We start from the raw sequence: 18,993 nt of genomic DNA on the forward strand, positions 1-18,993 counted from the left end.
GCCCTAAAGGAGAATAAAAAATTTTTTATATTACGTTTTTTAAATATGTTTAATGGCTTTTTGGAAAGCCAGCTAACGTGAAAAGACTGCTATTGCCATTTTACTTTATCCCCTGTCTGGCCTTGGGCCAGTCGGTACGTTACTCGCCGGGTACGCTATATACCGGCCTGGGAGCTTATAGTCAACAGTTTACCCAGTCATTTTCCTTTCTGGCCAATCAGGCGGCCCTGGGTCATCTTACCCGGCTCAGCGCGGGTGTTTATGCCGAACAAAAATATGGGTTGAAGGAGCTTTCGATGTACATGGCCACCCTGGCGATACCAGTAGACGGCGGAGGGGTCGGCATTGGCATGCAATACGCCGGCTTCCCTGATTTTAATGAAAGCCAGCTGGCGCTGGCTTATGGCAAAGACCTTGGTCGGGTTAGCCTGGGCGTGCAGGGTAACTATAATATGATGCATGTTGCCGGTTACGGTAATGATGCTGCTATCGGGTTCGAAATAGCCAGTCAGTGGCAGGTGAGTACAAACCTGGTTACCGGAATTCATATCGTGAACCCGGTAGGCGGTCATTTCCGGCATCATTCCGCCGAAAAGCTGGCGTCCGTGTATCAGTTCGGGGCCGGGTATGAAGTGTCGAAGCAATTGTTCCTGAGTGCAGAGATCAGCAAGGAAGAAGACCGGCCGGTAAATGTGCAGGCTGGTTTACAATATATCGTTGTACCCGACCGCTTATTTGTACGTACGGGCATTACAACGGCTACAAGTTCTCCTTATGCAGGCATTGGCTGGCAATGGAAAAACTGCCGGGCCGATGTATGTGTGCGCTATCATCCTCAATTGGGCCTCACACCGGGATTGCTACTGTTATTTTACGGAAAACAAAAGGAAGGCCGGTGAAATGGCGCCTGGTCATATGGTTATTATTTAACTGGATGGCTGCCATGGCACAGGAAAGACCGCAAATGCCGGTAAATGAACAGCAGTTGGAAATGCAGGCAGAGCGGGAGGAAGGACTTACAGAAGATGATACGCAGTGGCAGCAATTGGAGTATTTGACGAAACATCCCCTGAATTTGAATGCCGCCACTGAGAACGAACTGAAAGGTTTGCGCCTGTTGACTGATCTCCAGACCAGTAATTTCCTCTTGTATCGCCACTTGCTTGGGCCTTTATTGCAGGTGCATGAACTGCAGGCCATACCTGCCTGGGATCTGACCACTATCAAACAATTGCTGCCATACATTACGGTAAGCGATGAAAAACATTTGGTGGCCCGCCTGAGCGAACGGCTAAAGCAGGGTGAACAAACCGCGCTGTTACGATTTGCACGAACGATAAGCAATTCCGGCGATCTTAAGGCAACTACAGAAAAGTATCTGGGAAGTTCAAGCGCCGTATTATTCCGCTACAAGTATAATCATAAGAACCTATTGCAGTATGGCATAACCGGTGATAAGGATGCCGGGGAAGCTTTCCTGCAAGGAGCGCAACAAAAAGGGTTCGACTTTTATTCTTTTCACTGCTTCGCCCGGAAATTAGGGATCATACAATCGCTGGCCATTGGCGACTTCACCGTTGCTTTTGGGCAGGGCCTGATCCAATGGCAGGGAATGGCCTTTAAAAAGAATGCTTCTGTTTTAAATATAAAACGCCAGGGTCCGGCGCTGCAGCCCTATAATTCGGCCGGCGAGTATAACTTCCACCGCGGTCTTGGCATCACCCTGCAAAAGAAAAATATCCGGGCTACGTTCTTTGGTTCTTTACGGCAATTAGACGCTAACCTGGTTACGGATAGTGCATTGCATGACCAGGTATATATATCTTCCATCATCACATCCGGTTATCACAGAACGCCCGGCGAATTGAATGACCGTCACAATCTTCGCTGTGTCACCACCGGCGGATCTTTACAGATCGCCAATGCCAGGTCTCATATAGGCATACAGGCGGTGAATTACAATTTATCAGAAGCGCTGCGGCCATCCGCTGACCTGTATGACCGCTACGCCATCCGGGGACGGCATTGGGTTAATTCCAGTGTCGATTATAGTTATACGTTCCGGAATATGCATGTGTATGGAGAACTAGCTATGGACAAGGAGCAGAACAGGGCCATGATCCATGGCCTGCTCGCCAGCCTTGACCCCAAAGTGGATCTGGCGCTTGTGTACCGTAATATCAGTGCCTCATACCAATCGCTGTTCAGCAATGCTTTTACCGAGAACAGTTTGCCGGTGAATGAAAACGGGCTGTATGCCGGATTGACGCTAAGGCCGCTGGCGGGCTGGAAACTGGATGTTTATATGGATATTTTCCGGTTCCCCTGGTTGAAATACCAGGTGCATGCGCCATCTGGCGGGCATGAATACCTGGTTCAGCTCGGCTATACGCCTTATAAACAGGTTGACATATATTCCCGTTTCAGGCATGAAACAAAATGGTTGAATATCGCAGATGCCGCTTTTGGCGTTCCGCCCATCGTGGCCGTAAGGCGGTTAAACTGGCGAACGCATATCAATTACCGGCTGAACCGCAGCGTTGAATTGAGAAGCCGGGTGGAAACAGTGTGGTATACCGGTAAAGGCCGTCAACAGGAGACCGGTTTTTTATGGTACACCGATGTATATGTGAAACCGGCGTTCAAACCTTTTTCCTGCAATGCGCGCCTGCAGTATGTTGAAACAGACAGTTACAACAGCCGGGTATATGCCTGGGAGAACACCGTATTATACAATTATTCTACACCTCCATTATATAATAAAGCCTTGCGATGCCTGGTAAATGTTAATTACCGGTTAACGGCCCGGCCGCAGAAGCAGCCTTCGAAAAAAATAAGTTGCCTGTTCTCATTATCATGGGCGCAAGCTGTTCATCCGGCAAAAGCAGCAGTTGAAGCAACGGAAACGGCTGTTGAGGCGTATAACAGGTCGGATCTAAAGCTGCAAATGATCTTTACAATGCGATAGACCGTTTCAGCTATTATCGTCTGTTAACAACCGCTTTGCAAATTAAAATTGAATTAATTAACAAAGTTCGGTTGTGCATGTAAGACAATGTTTCTTAGAGCTGCATTGGCTGTTAGGTCGGCACCAGCTAAGTTGTCATGAACGGGAAATAAATTATTGACAATTTTACATTTAATGATAACGGCAAGAACTATCGAACGAATGGTGCAAATACAGTACAATTCAGTAGTGGTGCGCGTTTCCGCGGTAATCGCAGGTTGAAAAGTTTTCATGATCTGCTGAATTTGATAAGCTGTTTGCAGCAATTATAAATTTCGTTTTGTCTACCGGTTAGGAAAATTGTATTTATTTGCACTCGATTTAATATTGTAAACCATAATTTGTTTGCAGGCGTTAGATCAATTTTTTAATTATTAACAAGTCTCATGAGAAAAATTCTATCACTGCTGATAGCAGCATTGCTATCGGTAACGGCGTTTGCCCAAAATCGCCAGATCTCGGGTCGTATTACAGACGAAAAAGGAGACCCGATTCCCTTCGCCACTATTAAAATCAAAAAATCAAGTGTGGGAACTGCCGCGGACCAGGCCGGTAATTTTACATTATCGGTTCCGCCCAATGCCATTTTAGTGATCAGTGCTTCGGGTGCAGAAACCCGTGAAGTAAGCACGGTAGGCGCGGGTGATGCAATAAATGTTACCCTGTCGAGGCTCACGAATGAGTTATCTGCTGTGGTAGTAACCACCTCGCTGGGTATCAAGCGCCAGGCCAAAGAACTGGGTTATGCGGCAACATCTGTTACCAGCAAAACGCTTACCCAGGGTAAGGCGGTGAATGTGCAACAAGCCCTGAATGGTAAAGTATCGGGTGTTTCTGTGAGTACCGTTAACAGCGGTGTATTTGAACAGGCTAAGATCAATATCAGGGGTATCCGTTCACTTACGGGTAATAATCAGCCCATGCTGGTAGTTGATGGGGCGCCCACGCCCCTGGGATTTCTTTCTTCGATACCGCCCGATGATATCCAGGAACTCACCGTGTTGAAAAGTGCTGCCTCTGCTGCTATTTATGGTCCTGATGCGGTGAACGGGGTGATCGTTGTGACCACCAAAAAAGGCGCTGGTAAAAAATTAAGTTTAACGGTAAGCTCAACCTTACAGGCGGCCAAGGTGGCCTATTTCCCGAAAATACAGAAAGAGTTTGGCGCCGGAGCCGGTGAAGTAACTGATATCTATGGCAATTATGGATACGTTCCTTATGAAAACCAGCAATACGGTCCGCGCTTTGATGGCTCCATACAGGATATTGGCGTGGAACTGGAAGATGGTTCTATTCAAAGAGGTCCCTATAATAATGGCCGTTATAAGGATAAGATCAAATTCTGGAACACCGGCTTAACCTGGCAGAACTCCATATCCCTGGCTGGGGAGGATTTTTATGCCAGTGTGCAGGATGCTAAGATAAAAGGGTTGATGCCCGAAGATGAGAACAGGAGAACCAGTTTTCGTTTTAACGCAGCTAAGACCTACGGCCGCTTATCAGTGAACTACGGAATAAACTATGTATTGCAAAATTACGATGTAGTAAATGAGCAGGCCATGGCTGATCTTTTTCCTGCCTACAACGGTAGTGTAATGTTCCTGGTGATGCAAACACCCAGCAATGTGCCTTTGCTTGATTATAAAGACTGGAGGAACAATAAGTTTGCCCAGTTCTCGAATTACTATAATGAGTTTGCGGTTAACCCTTACTGGATCATTGGCAATCTTCGGCAGAAAGGCCGCTCAGATGACCTGATCGGGAACCTGGACGCTCATTATAAAGTGTTCGACTGGTTAAATGCTTCAATAAGATTGAGCACCAACCTGGGCTTTAATAATTACAAGAATACCACGGCACCGATTGTTGTTACACCATGGGCGGAAGCCAATCGCAATGCAACACAGTATACGAGCCGCCCGGGAAATGTAATGGATGACCAAAACTATTCTTCACGTATCAACCTTGATTATTACCTGAACGGTGATTATAATATCAACAAGAACTTTAACGTAAGATATATTGCCGGTGGAATGGTACGGCAGAACCGTTTCAAAGACGTTGCAGTAGGAGGTAATAATTTGGCAGCACCTTATTTATACAATGTGGCCGTACGAAGCGGCGACGCCAATATACCCTTGTATCAAGGAAGTAGCCAAACGGTAAATACCGGAAACAACTTTGATATTCAATCCCGCTTGTTATCTGCCTATGGTAGCGTTGGTTTAAGCTATAAAGGTTGGGCCAATATTGAATTTACGGGAAGAAATGACTGGGACAGCCGCTTAAGCAAAGACAACCGTTCTTTCTTCTATCCGGGAGCGAATGCCTCGGTTATCCTGTCTGACGCTGTAACGGCTATTCAAACCAGTGCTGTAATTTCTTATGCCAAACTAAGAGGTGCCTATTCAAAATCGGGTAACGTAAACCTGGGCGCTTATGCACTGAATGCAACATATTCTCCGGCAGGTGGTTTTCCATACGGAAGTCTCCCTGGCTTTACGGCAAATGGCATCATCCCCAGCCCCGACCTGAAACCGGAGTTCGTAAAAACTATGGAAGTAGGGGTGGAGTTAGGATTTCTGAAAAACAGGATCAATGTAGAAGCAACTTATTTTAACCAGGATAATACCGATCAGATCCTCGCCTTGTCTCAATCTGTTACCACTGGTTATACCACTGGTGTTGCTAATGCAGCTGATTTCAAGAATAAAGGTATTGAGATGGACCTGAACCTGACGCCGCTGATAAATGTTGGCAAAGGCCGGATAGATCTCAGGATCAACGCTACCTATAACGATAATAAAGTAACCCGTACCCTTGAGAACGTGCCCGTTGTTATTGGCGGCAACTCAGACTTCATTCAAAATTCAACCAGCTCGCCTACTGCCAACAACGTAGCGATAGTTGGTAAACCTGCATTTGCATTCCAGCTTACCGATTATTTAAGGGATTCAGCGACCGGTAAAGTGATTGTTGATGCCGTGACGGGTTATCCTTCGCAAGCCGGTGAACTGGTTGTTAGAGGACGTTCATTGCCATTATGGGTGGTGGGTATAACACCGTCTTATTCCATTGGCGGGTTTTCAGCCAGTATGACCTGGGATTACAAAGGTGGTCACCATTTTTATGCTGGCCTGGGTTCTGATATGGATTTTGCCGGTATTTCTGAGCGCAGCGCTGCTTATGGCCGCGAGCGCTTTGTAATGCCGAATTCTGTTTATAAAGATGCGTCTGGTAAATATGTTGATAATACCAACATTCAGGTACAGGATGGTAATTATGGTTTCTGGACCGGAGCTGCCACAAACAGCCAGATAGCGACCAACTATTTTGCAAGCGCTGCGGCCTGGCGCCTGAGGGAATTGAATATCTCTTACAACCTGCCATTAAAATGGATTGGCGGTGGAAAGCACATTCAACGCTTAACAGTAAGTGCCATTGGAAGGAACCTGTTCCTGATAGTGCCAAAGTCAAATCAATGGGGCGATCCTGAATTTAACTATTCTGCTACCAATAACACTTTTGGCATCAGTAGTGCATACCAGTCGCCTGCTTCCCGGTTTTTTGGCGGTTCCGTAACAGTACAATTCTAATAAAATAAAAATGATCTTATAAATGAAATACTTTAATATAAACAGGAGAATATGCGGTGCGATACTGGCGGTGATCGTTGCCTGTACAGGATGTAAAAAAGATTTTCTGGATGTAAACGATGATCCTAACCGGGCTACTGACAAGAACATATCAGCCGAGCTGCTTTTTCCGCAGGCTGCCAATGGAGTAGGCGCCCGGCTGGGTAGCACTAACCTTGAGTTCATTCAAAACTGGATCGGGTATATGTCGGCATCAGGCGATTTTGCGATTGAGCAGGATGAGACCACGTATAATATCAGTTTTTCTTTCGGCGATGTATTGTGGGAGAATAATTACAACGTGCTCTTTGATCTGTATTTGACAAAGCATAAAGCCCTGGCAGCAGGGGATACGGTGCTGGCTGGCGCTTCCATGATCTTATCGGCCCGGCTTTGGCAGGACCTGGTGGATATTTTTGGAAATATTCCTTATTCCCAGGCCTTTCAAACCAATACCTATCGCCGGCCTGCATACGACAATGGGCGCGATATCTATGCCGATCTGCAAAAGAGACTCGATACAGCGGTTACTTATATGAACGCTACTGCTAAGGCTTCCTTTAAAACGATTGATATTGTGAATGGTGCTAATAAAACGCTCTGGGTAAAATTTGCCAATACGCTCAAATTGCGGATGCTGCTCCGTCAATCGGAAATGAATGGATTCAATCCGGCTGCTGAGATCAGTAAAATTGCGGCCAATGGTGGTGTATTAGGTGCAGGTGAAAGTATTGATGTAAATCCCGGTTATGTAAATGAGAACAATAAACAATCGCCCTTTTATGCCAACTACGGTTTAACGCCTACGGGTGCTGAGGCAAGTACGAGTACCAGGGCTAATAATTATTTTATAAACTTGTTGGTTACCAACAACGATCCAAGGCTCGAACGGTTCTATGCACCGACTGAGAACGATCCTAATGTTATAGCCGGTACCGATTATGGTTTGCCGGAAGGTAATCCCGACGGGGCTCACAGCTCTAATATGGGACCTGGTATAGCCGGTAGCGCCAGCCAGAATCAATGGATACTGCCTTCTTTTGAAAGCTTGTTCATGAAAGCCGAGGCAATAGCAAGAGGATGGTTGCCTGGTAATGCACAAACTGCGTATGAAGCCGCCGTTACTGAGTCATTTGTTTGGTTAGGTGTAGATAATGCAACGGCTGAAGCTGCTGATTATTTGCAGCATGCTGACATCGCCAATTGGGCAAATGCCGGTGCTTCGGTGTTGGAGCAGGCTAAATTTATCGCCCTTCAAAAATATATCGCCTTATGTGGTATTGATCCTGTGGAAGCATGGAGCGATATACGGAGACTGAACATGATGCCCGATGACGGCTATCTGTCACACAATCCTGCGCGTTTGCGCGACCAGATCCCGGTGAGGCTGTTATATCCGCAAAGTGAATACACCACCAATGGCCCGAACGTGCGCACGCAGGGCGATATCAATCAGTTTGATTCGAAGATATTCTGGCAACCATAAACCGAACTACATAAATAAACTATATGAAGCTACATTATATAAAAATAACTTTCTCATTGGCCATAGCGTCGTTTCTGATGGCAGGTTGTTTGAAAGATCAACCTTACGAGGATCAGGAAATACAATCTAACCGGCCCAAGGGAAATCCACGTGTCATTGAAATGAAGATTGCAGCTACAAATACCGAGAACTTTCTGAGTGTAGCCTATAATAACGGTAATAATGATACAGTCGTAGACCTGGTTCCCATACATTTGGCAACAGCTGATGTAGCCGGGGAAGATATCAATGTTACCGTGGAATTAAAGCCTGATCTGGTCGACGCTTACAATCAGGCCAATCATACCGAGTATGAGGTGCCGGTTAGTTCCCTGATCTCTATTGTAAATCCTGTTGTTACCATTCCCAGGGGTTCCCGGACCGGCTTTCTGCAGGTGAAGTTCAGGCCCTCGTCCATTATTGGCCACGAGTACGCGCTTGGACTGGCTATCAAAAGTGTTGACAAAGCTAATTATACCATCAGTGGTAACCTGGGCTCAGGTGTGATAGCAATGCTTATTAAAAATAAGTACGATGGAAAATATAAGGTAGACGGTACCCTCGTAGATCTGGTGGATGGAAGCCTTAGCTCAACACCTGGCGATCCCTATCCTTTTGAGGTAGAGTTAAGAACAGTAGGGGCGAATTCGGTAGTTATGTGGGAACCGCGTAATGGTTATTATCATTTGATTGGAACCGGTAGCGTGTATGGTGAATTTGCACCTGTTTTCACATTTGATCCGGCAACCAATAAAGTGATCAGTGTTACCAATGATTATGGGCAGCCTTCACCAAGCCGTGCGCGTAGTGCAGAGATCGATCCGTCTGGCGCCAATGTACAAAATGCAGATAAAAGCATCGATGTTAAATATGTAATGAAGCAAGGCGGTGGTACCCGTACCACGTTTGATGAGCATTTCACTTATCTTGGACCGAGATAGTATAACAGCAAAACAGCATTAGCAATAGAGCCGCCCCCGCCGGGGCGGCTTTTTTCTGCAATAGCTAGATATTATAAAAAATAGATCCTGTTTGTTTTTTAGCAGTTTTAAGGTAAATGCGACCAAGTAGTTCGTTTATTAATGTATTATCTGCCTGCTTCTGAGTTACTTGTAAATTGCCTGGCGCTTTTTGCGTTTTTCTGCGGCTAAATACTACAGTTAATCATCATATGATCTCTGCCAAAAAGCGTTGCAGCGCTTTACAAATCCGGTTTGTCTAGCCGAAATTGGTTCTAACTATTGGTCCCGATTTAACTTTTTTTTATAGTGAATCGGGATTTTCAATACATTTAGAACTAGAACGTCACATTTTAAACTTACAAGTCACATGAGAAAAATGCTATCACTGCTAGCAGTGTTAGTGCTATGCACTGCTATGGCCCTGTGTCAAACCAAAACAATGACCGGGCAGGTAAAGGACACAAAAGGAGATCCCATTCCTTTTGCCACCATTAAAGTAAAAGGCACCAACAATGCCGTAGCCGCCGATGCCGACGGCAAATTCTCCATCAACGCTCCACAAAACGCCACCCTGGTCATTTCTGCCGTAGGTTTCGAACAAACAGAAACCGTAGCCGGTAGTTCAGGCATCCTCTCGGTGTCGTTAAACTCCCTCGAAGCCATGAGCGAAGTAGTGGTAACGGCCCTGGGTATTAAAAGAGCCAAAAATACCCTGCCGTATGCCGCTCAAACAGTGAATGGCGAAGATGTGAGCCGCTTGCGCTCAGGCAATGCATTCAGCGCCCTTTCCGGAAAAGTATCCGGCTTGCAGATTCAACAGGGCAATGGCCTGGGCAGTTCCACCAACATTGTGATCCGTGGTACAAAATCTATTACCGGTAACAACCAGGCTTTGTTCGTGGTAGATGGCGTACCTGTCGACAACTCTAATAACAACAGAAGCACCCAACAAACGGGTAGAGGCGGTTATGATTATGGTAATGCTGCTGCTGATATTAATCCGGATGACATTGAAACCATCAACGTATTGAAAGGCGCAGCCGCTACTGCCTTGTATGGTTCAAGAGCTTCCAATGGGGTGATCATGATCACTACCAAAAGAGCTAAAAGAGGATTGGGCTTAACGGTGAATTCAGGTATCACCATTAACTCGATCGACAAAAAAACATTCCCTGGCTATCAAAAAGAGTACGGGGCTGGTTACTCCTCTAACTATCAGCGCGACGGGTTCATGTATTTTGATGTAGATGGCGATGGTAACAAGGACTATGTGGTGCCTACTTCAGAAGATGCTTCTTATGGCGTGAAATTCGATCCGAATTTAATGGTATATCACTGGGATGCATTTGATCCTGCTTCGCCGAATTACAAAAAAGCCAGGCCCTGGGTGGCGGCGGCCAATGATCCTTCCTCCTTTTACGAAACCACCTTGTCGAACAATAACAGCATCATGTTCGATGGCGCCGGTGACAAGGGAAGTTTCAAGTTAGGCTATACCCGCAACGATGACCGGGGGGTGTTGCCAAACAGTAAACTCATAAAGAATATCATCAACTTTGGCGCCAGCTACAATATCACGCCAAAACTAACGGCTACCGCTTCCGTTAACTATTCCAAGATCGATGGTCGTGGCCGCTATGGAACCGGTTATAGCGGCGTTAACGTGAACCAGAATTTCAGACAATGGTATCAAACCAATGTGGATATCAAAGAGCAGAAAGAAGCGTATTTCAGGAATCGCAAGAACGTTACCTGGAACTGGAAAGATCCTTCTGATCCTGCTACAGGCCTCGTTCCCATTTATACCGACAACTACTACTGGACCGTCTACGAGAATTATGAAACAGATACCCGTAGCCGCGTGTTCGGCTTTGCATCAATGGATTTTAAAGCAACAGACTGGTTAAGTTTCCTCGGCCGAATTTCAGTTGATAATTATACCGAGCTGCAGGAAGAACGTATAGCAGTGGGCAGCCAGGGCGCCGCTTCCTATACCCGGTTCGACCGCACTTTCAGCGAGCTGAACTATGACCTGATGGCGAATTTTGATAAACAATTGACCAAAGACCTTAATTTCAAAGCGCTGTTGGGTACGAACATTCGCAGAACAACCAGCCGTTCTACACTGGCAACTACCTCCGGTGGTTTGATCGTTCCTGGTTTATACAGCATTTCCAACTCTAAAGGAACCATTCCTGCGCCTATTGAAACCTATCAACCCGTTGCCGTGGATGGTTATTTTGGCGGCATCACTTTAAGCTACCAGGATTACTTGTCGCTCGACGCTACTTTCCGCCGCGACCGATCTTCAACCCTGCCCGTTTCTGAAAATGCTTATAACTATTATGCGGTATCAGGTAGCTGGCTGTTCTCGCACCATTTGCCCACTGTACCATGGTTATCATCCGGTAAGATCCGTGTGAACTATGCAACTGTAGGTAACAGCGCTCCCTGGGGTAGTGTAAGAGATGCTTATGACAAACCCAATCCATTCGGTAGTGTGATCCTGTATTCTTTGCCCGATACAAAGAACAACAGTGAATTAAGACCGGAAGAGACCAAGAGCCGCGAAATTGGTCTGGAAATGGCATTTCTTAAGAACCGCCTTGGTTTTGATGCGACATATTATGTAACGAATACCATCGATCAGATCATCCCTGTTTCTGTATCAGCCGCCTCTGGTTACACCAGCAAATATGTGAATGCCGGCGAAGTGGAGAATAAGGGTATTGAATTGTCGGTATATGCAACTCCGGTTCGCACCCAGAACTTTTCCTGGACCATCAATGTAAACTGGACCCGCAACCGCAATAAAGTACTTTCATTATACAATGACAGTAAGAACCTGCAGATCGGCGCATTCCAGAGCGGCGTTAGTATAAATGCCACCCTGGGCCAGCCTTATGGAACCATCCAGGGAAGAACCTGGCAAATGAAGGATGGCAAACGCCTGGTTGATAGCAACGGTTATTATGCTGTTACCTCAACTACCACCAATGTGATCGGTAATGTAAACCCCGACTGGATTGGTGGTGTATACAATACTTTCAAATTCAAAAACCTTTCCGTCGGTTTCCTGGTAGATATGCGTAAAGGCGGCGAGGTTTGGTCGCTCGATATGTTCTATGCGCAATATACAGGCGTGTTGAAAGAATCTGCTGGGTTGAACGATCTGGGTAATCCTGTTCGTAACAGCCTCGCCGATGGCGGCGGTGTAATACTGGATGGCGTAACCGCAGATGGCAAAGCAAATACCAAACGCGTGGTTATTGACGCCAATTCACCAGCCAATCCGCAATCTAACTATGCGTACGATGCCAGCTACATTAAGTTAAGAGAAGCTAATATTACTTACTCCTTACCATCCAGCCTCTTCAATAAAGTGAAAGCCATTAAAGGGATCGACGTATCTGTATTTGGCAGGAATTTATGGATCATTCATAAAAATCTTCCTTATTCCGATCCGGAAGAAAACCTGTCGGCAGGTAACCTGGTGGGTATGCAAAGTGGTGCTTATCCCACTACCCGTTCCGTTGGTATGAATGTTAGGTTGAAATTCTAAAAATGAAAAATCATGAGAAAGTTCCTTTATATAGCATTGCCCATATTGTTTTTAGCGGCATGTACAAAAGATATCTCCCGTTTTAACCAGGAAACAAAAAAGCCCTCAGTGGTTCCTGGCCCCATGTTGTTCTCAAATGCAGTGAAAAATATTTCCGATGGCCTGGCCAATGCCAGCGTGAACGTGAATGTATTCAGGTTTACGGTAAAACACTGGGCCATGGCTGTGTATCAGGATGAAGCGCAGTATGATTTCAATACGCGCGCCATACCCCAAGCCTGGTGGACGAGGATGTACCGGGATGTATTGAATGACTTGAAAGAGTCGGCAAAGATCATCTCTGCAGATGCCTTCCTGGATCCGGGCGTTAAGCAAAACCAACTGGCAATTATTGATATCATGCAGGTGTATGCCTATAACATCCTGGTAAATTCTTTCGGTAATGTTCCATACAAGGAAGCCTTGGACCCGAACAACCTGTTCCCGGTATATGACGATGCCAAAACCATCTATACCGACCTGTTAAAAAGGCTGGCCGAGGACATCAGTAAATTGAATGCCGCCAGTGGCGGATTTGCAGCTACCGATGACCTGGTGTATAAGGGTAGTGTTGCGAAATGGATAAAGTTTGCCAATTCGCTTCAAATGAAAATGGGTATGGTCATGGCTGATGTTGATAATGCAGCAGCAAAAGCAGCTATTGAATCAGCAGATGCAAAAGCATTTACTTCATCGGCTGATGACGCCTTGCTGAAATATTTACCCACGAGTCCGAACACAAATCCCTTGTATACCGATATAGTGGTAGGCGGACGTTCTGATTATGTTGCTGCGAAAGACCTGATGGATCCATTGATCGCATTGAATGACCCGCGTAAATCTTTGTATTTCGGTACCAACAATAACGGGGTTTATGCAGGTGGTACCGTAGGTACCGTAAATACCTATGCCGATTTCAGCAAACCAAGTGACAAGGTCTCTGCACCGGATGCGCCGCTGGTGCTGGGCGATTATGTAGAGACCGAGTTTTTAAGGGCGGAAGCCAAAGAACGTGGTTATAATGTTGCCGGCACTGCCGAAGAACACTATAACAATGCCATTAAAGCGTCTATTTTGTATTGGGGTGGAACCGAAGCGGATGCCAATGCTTACCTGGCGCAGCCTGGCGTGGCCTATGCAACCGCTACAGGTGGCTGGAAACAAAAGATCGGTTTTCAGAAATGGATCGCATTATACAACCGTCCATTCGACGGCTGGGTGGAACTGAGAAGGCTTGATTATCCGGTATTGCCGCTGGCAGTAAATGCCGTTTCGGGATTTCCCAATAGGTTCCCGTACCCGAACAATGAGCAGCAGTTAAATGGTACCAATTACTCTGCAGCAGCCGCTGTAATGGGTAATGATAAAGTAGAATTCAAACTGTTCTGGGATAAATTTTAATTGAACGCTTTTATAAAAAGGGGGGAGCTTCTCTTGCAGAAGGGGGGGCCTCCCTTTTTGCGTTTTTAGCGTTTATTGCAGAAAAATAAAATTCAGTATGAACCATTACGCCCGGTTTCTTACTTTTGGGTCTTAAACTTTGTAATGATGGAAGAGCAAAACCAGCCGCAAAATCAGCTAAATATCGAGATTTCTGAAGAAGTAGCAGAAGGGGAATATGCCAATCTTGCCATCATTACCCATTCTCATGCAGAATTTGTAATAGATTTTGTGAACGTAATGCCCGGCACTCCCAAAAGCAAGGTAAAATCCCGCATTATATTAACGCCGCAACATGCCAAGCGCTTTATGAAGGCATTAACGGAGAATATCCAGCGTTTTGAAGCAGCCAATGGAAAGATCCAGGACCTGGAAGAAGTTCAGATCCCCATGACTTTCGGCGGACCAACAGCGCAGGCGTAATAAGTTTATTGTTTATAGTTTGTTGTTTATAGTTGTCTTATTTCGGAGGGCTGAGATCTTGATGTGCAGTCATTGATTTCAGGGGCATTTGAATTCTCAAATTTCAGCCTTGAAGAAATAGTCGGCAATCGCAAAATGCCGGTAACAACAAACCACTTTAATAGTTTATTGTTTATAGTTTGTTGTTTATGGTTCTTTTGCTCCGGAAGACTGAGATCTTGATGTGCAGTCATTGATTTCAGGGGCATTTGAATTCTCAAATTTCAGCCTTGAAGAAATAGTCGGCAATCGCAAAAAGCGGGTAACCACAAACCAGAAACCACAAACCACTTTAATAGTTTATTGTTTATAGTTTGTTGTTTATGGTTCTTTTGCTCCGGAAGACTGAGATCTTGATGTGCAGTCATTGATTCCAGGGGCATTTAAATTCTCAAATTTCAGCCTTGAAGAAATAGTCGGCAATCGCAAAATGCCGGTAACCACAAACGATAAACCACTTTAAAAGTTTATTGTTTATAGTTTGTTGTTTATGGTTGTCTTATTTCGGAGGGCTGAGATCTTGATGTGCAGTCATTGATTTCAGGGGCATTTGAATTCTCAAATTTCAGCCTTGAAAAATCATCGGCAATCGCAAAATGCGGGTAACCACAAACCAGAAACCACAAACCACAAACTATATTATTCCCTCGTCGGCAAAACTGAAATAGCCGTTATCACTGACTATAATATGGTCGAACAGCGAGATATCGAACAGTTTGGCCGCATCTTTCAGTTTTTTAGTGAGCTCCTGGTCGGCACGGCTGGGCTGTAAGCTGCCTGATGGATGGTTATGGCACAGGATCAGGCTCACGGCCTCTTCGAGCAGGGCTTTCTTTAATATTACCCTGGGATCAGCTACGGTTCCCGTAAGACCGCCCATACTAACGATCTCAAAATGATTAATGCGGTTGGCCTGGTTCAAATAAGCCACTGCAAATACCTCATGCGGCAGGTCGCGCAGCAGCGCCTGCAGGTAGCTGGCGATATCGCGGCTGCTCTTCACAAAGGGCTTTTCCATACACAGGGAAGCCTGGCGGCGGCGCCCCAGTTCAAGAGCAGCCGTGATGGTGATTGCCTTCACTTTTCCGATCCCTTTAATGCGCAGCATCTCCTGGATGGTAACTTTACCTAGTTCATTTAGGTTGTTCTTGCCCAGTCGAAGGACCTCTTTTGCCAGATCAACGGCATTTTTTTCCCGATGACCGTTACCGATGAGGATGGCCAGTAGTTCCGAGTCGCTTAAAGTGGATGGATTTTTCCCAAGTAGCTTTTCCCGGGGGCGGTCGTCTTTAGCCCACTTTTTTATTGAAAATTTAGTTTCTTGCATAGTTCAAATATTTCTAGTACTTTTCGGACAAATACTATAACCACAAAATGTACGTTATGTACTAGTATGTGCGTTATTTCATATATAAATCCAAATCTTATTTAGAAATACATAATCTATATCCCCATGAATAGAAAGACTACTTTAGCCGCTATTGGAGGTTATCAACCCTTCCTTTTTTGCATCGGAATGTACTTTGTGGCCCTTTTCTTCTCCATTTTTATATGTTCTGCTGTTTTTTATGCATTCTATCCTAAAAAGATTGCGAAAGACGCTACCGGGCATAAAACAGCCGCTACCACAAACGGTGGGTCAAGGATGTTGCTGACAGTAACCAAATAACATGTGATCTGGGGATCACCGATTAATCAAAAACCATTGAAACACTATTTTTTTCTGTACAACGATGAAATAAATTTTTTGTACATAGGTTATCGGTCAAATCCCATGCTTCGCTTTATCTTCGCCGCACATTTTATTGCGGTATGCAAATGTCAGTCAAGATCTTTTCAGGCACAGGCTCACAATACCTGGCCGAAAAAATAGCTCAGAAATTCGGAGCTACCCTTGGAAAAATAACCATCTCGAAGTTCAGCGATGGAGAAATTCAGCCTGTATTCCAGGAAAGTATCCGGGGCGATATGGTTTTCCTGGTGCAAAGTACCTTTGCCCCGGCCGAGAATATTTTAGAATTATTATTGATGATCGATGCCGCCCGGCGGGCTTCGGCCTACAAAGTGGTGGCGGTAATACCATATTATGGCTACGCGCGGCAGGATAGAAAGGACAAGCCCCGCGTAGCCATTGGTTCTAAGCTGGTTGCCAATATGTTAGTGGCTGCCGGCGCCGATCGCGTGATCACCATGGACCTGCACGCTCCACAGATCCAGGGCTATTTTGACATCCCCGTAGACCATCTCGACAGCTCCGCTATTTTTATTCCTTACATCCAGCAACTTCAGTTGGAAAACCTTACCTTTGCGGCCCCTGACGTGGGAAGTGCCAATCGCATCCGTGAAATTGCCTCTTACTTCAATGCAGAAATGGTAATATGCGATAAACACCGTAAACGGGCCAATGAGATTGCCAGTATGGTGGTGATTGGTGACGTTACCGACAGGGACATAGTGCTGATAGATGATATTTGTGATACAGGCGGCACACTGGCCAAAGCAGCCGGTTTGTTGAAGGAAAAAGGAGCCCGCAGCGTTCGGGCACTGTGTACACACCCTGTTTTAAGCGGGAATGCATACTCTAATATTGAGAAAAGTGTACTGGAAGAACTGGTAGTATGTGATACCATTCCGCTGAAACAGAAAATATCAAAAGTGAAGATCCTAAGCGTGGCCGAACTGTTTGCAGTAGCCATTCGCAACGCCTACGAGAACAGAAGTATCACCGGGTTATTTATCCATAGCCAAAGGAGAAATAGTTAGGTGAAGATGCCGCGGCGAAAGAAATGATTGAGGATGGCCGGGATCGAGCCATTGAAGCGTCAGGATTGACATTACGATTTACGGACTTTATAAATTAAAATAAACAATGAAAACAATTACAATCGAAGGACAACTGAGGACCGGAACCGGGAAAAAAGCCACCCGACAACTTCGCTCTCAGGGACTGGTGCCTGGTGTAATTTACGGCGGTACACAGGAAATTGCTTTCGCAGCACCTGTGCTGGCTTTCAAATCCATCGTATATACTCCTGATTTCCAGTTAGCTGACATTAAAGTTGACGGAAAAAGCTACAAATGTATTCTGAAAGATCTCCAGTTCGACAAGGTAACAGATCAGCTGTCACACGTTGACTTCCTGGAGCTGGTTCAGGATAAAGCAGTAATCGCAACTATTCCTATTAAGTTCACTGGTGCTTCTCAGGGCGTAAAAGATGGTGGCCGTCTCATTACCAAAGTGAAAGCTTTAAAAGTAAAGACGCTTCCTCAACACCTGAAAGAGAATATCGAAGTTGATATCACCAACCTGCAGCTGAATGGCAACATTCGCGTTGAAGATGTGAAAGAATCGAACTACGAGATCCTGAACTCACCGCGTATTCCCATTGCATCCGTTGTAATGACGCGTCAGTTGAAACAGGAAGAAGCTGCTGCTGCACCTGCTGCCGGAGCTAAAGCACCCGCTGCTGCTGCTGCAAAAGCACCTGCTGCTAAAAAGTAACTTAAGATAGATTAAGCCCGGCTTTAGCTGGGCTTTTAAGTCAATATAAAGCGGTCAAGTGAGTCACATGAGGATCTGAATAAAAGGAATCATTGACTGATTTGACCGTTTTACTGATCTGACCTTTGGACAAGGGCTCATTTGACCATTGTGGTTCATTTGACGGTTCAACCGATCAGACCTTTTTGATCCATCAGACTGTTTTGATCATTTTGAGCCTTTTCTGCATCTAGCTTACCCCACCACCCAGTATCATTATTGCCTTTTTTTATGAAATTCCTGTTGATTGGTTTAGGTAATATAGGAGATGAATATGCATATACCCGTCACAACATCGGTTTTGATGTAGTAGATGCTTTTGCACAAAAGCATGGTGGATTTTTTGGGGTGGGAAGGCTGGCACAGGTTTGTGATATAAAGTGGAAGGGCAAAAAGTTGACAATTATCAAGCCTACTACCTATATGAACCTTAGTGGAAAGGCTGTAAAGTATTGGATGGAAAAAGAATCGGTCGCTTTGGAACAATTATTGGTAATAGTAGACGATATTGCATTACCGCTTTCCCGGATACGGCTTCGACCTTCGGGTAGCTCTGCTGGTCATAATGGATTGCGGAGCATCGAGGAGACCCTTCTATCCGATAAATATCCCCGATTACGATTTGGTATCGGCAACGATTTCCCCAAAGGAGGGCAGGCGGATTTTGTGCTAAGCCGCTGGACGCCCCAGGAAGCGCCCTTAGTAAAACGAAAGGTTGATAAATGTGTGGAAGTGATAGAAAATTTTATCACCATTGGCATCGAACGAACTATGAATGAAGCGAATAAATTGGAGTTTACACTATGATTTGTTAATTTGA

Annotated in this window: 12 protein-coding genes; 11 read left to right on the forward strand and 1 reads right to left on the reverse strand. The window is 45.4% G+C overall.

Annotation, left to right across the window (positions count from 1 at the left end; genetic code table 11):
* Positions 1-77: 77 nt before the first annotated feature.
* The 8 genes from JT717_RS18495 to JT717_RS18530 all read left to right on the forward strand — a co-directional run bounded on the left by JT717_RS18495 (position 78) and on the right by JT717_RS18530 (position 14,593).
* Positions 78-899: a hypothetical protein gene (locus JT717_RS18495; protein ID WP_205512300.1), complete on the forward strand. Its 822-nt coding sequence runs from the start codon at positions 78-80 to the stop codon at positions 897-899.
* 44 nt (positions 900-943) lie between these two features.
* Entirely contained in the window at positions 944-2,968 is a 2,025-nt protein-coding gene (locus JT717_RS18500) for a ComEA family DNA-binding protein (RefSeq protein WP_205512302.1), read from the forward strand.
* A 425-nt stretch (positions 2,969-3,393) separates the two neighbouring features.
* Positions 3,394-6,603, forward strand: a complete 3,210-nt coding sequence (locus JT717_RS18505) for a SusC/RagA family TonB-linked outer membrane protein (protein WP_205512304.1) — start codon at positions 3,394-3,396, stop codon at positions 6,601-6,603.
* A gap of 22 nt (positions 6,604-6,625) precedes the next feature.
* On the forward strand, positions 6,626-8,128 hold the full coding sequence (locus tag JT717_RS18510) for a SusD/RagB family nutrient-binding outer membrane lipoprotein (RefSeq protein WP_205512305.1): 1,503 nt from the start codon (positions 6,626-6,628) through the stop codon (positions 8,126-8,128).
* 23 nt (positions 8,129-8,151) lie between these two features.
* The gene (locus tag JT717_RS18515; RefSeq protein ID WP_205512307.1) at positions 8,152-9,108 is read left to right on the forward strand and encodes a DUF1735 domain-containing protein; all 957 of its coding nucleotides are present in this window, start codon (positions 8,152-8,154) and stop codon (positions 9,106-9,108) included.
* Between the two features lie 436 nt (positions 9,109-9,544).
* Complete coding sequence (locus JT717_RS18520) at positions 9,545-12,691, forward strand: SusC/RagA family TonB-linked outer membrane protein (protein WP_240348229.1); 3,147 nt, start codon at positions 9,545-9,547, stop codon at positions 12,689-12,691.
* Positions 12,692-12,703: 12 nt separating this feature from the next.
* The gene (locus JT717_RS18525; protein ID WP_205512311.1) at positions 12,704-14,131 is read left to right on the forward strand and encodes a SusD/RagB family nutrient-binding outer membrane lipoprotein; all 1,428 of its coding nucleotides are present in this window, start codon (positions 12,704-12,706) and stop codon (positions 14,129-14,131) included.
* 144 nt (positions 14,132-14,275) lie between these two features.
* Complete coding sequence (locus tag JT717_RS18530; protein ID WP_255553009.1) at positions 14,276-14,593, forward strand: DUF3467 domain-containing protein; 318 nt, start codon at positions 14,276-14,278, stop codon at positions 14,591-14,593.
* A 673-nt stretch (positions 14,594-15,266) separates the two neighbouring features.
* Here the strand turns inward: JT717_RS18530 and radC are convergent.
* Positions 15,267-15,959, reverse strand: a complete 693-nt coding sequence (gene radC, locus JT717_RS18535) for a RadC family protein (protein ID WP_205512313.1) — start codon at positions 15,957-15,959, stop codon at positions 15,267-15,269.
* A 485-nt stretch (positions 15,960-16,444) separates the two neighbouring features.
* Between radC and JT717_RS18540 the strand changes: the two genes are divergently transcribed.
* From JT717_RS18540 to pth, 3 genes are all read left to right on the forward strand, one after another.
* Positions 16,445-17,395 (forward strand): ribose-phosphate pyrophosphokinase, encoded by a 951-nt coding sequence (locus tag JT717_RS18540; RefSeq protein WP_240348231.1) that lies wholly within the window; start codon positions 16,445-16,447, stop codon positions 17,393-17,395.
* A 106-nt stretch (positions 17,396-17,501) separates the two neighbouring features.
* Positions 17,502-18,134, forward strand: a complete 633-nt coding sequence (locus tag JT717_RS18545; protein WP_205512315.1) for a 50S ribosomal protein L25 — start codon at positions 17,502-17,504, stop codon at positions 18,132-18,134.
* A gap of 270 nt (positions 18,135-18,404) precedes the next feature.
* The gene (gene pth, locus JT717_RS18550) at positions 18,405-18,980 is read left to right on the forward strand and encodes an aminoacyl-tRNA hydrolase (RefSeq protein ID WP_205512318.1); all 576 of its coding nucleotides are present in this window, start codon (positions 18,405-18,407) and stop codon (positions 18,978-18,980) included.
* Positions 18,981-18,993: the final 13 nt, after the last annotated feature.

Origin of the sequence: Longitalea arenae, from assembly GCF_016924755.1 — a bacterium.
GTDB lineage: Bacteria > Bacteroidota > Bacteroidia > Chitinophagales > Chitinophagaceae > Niastella > Niastella arenae.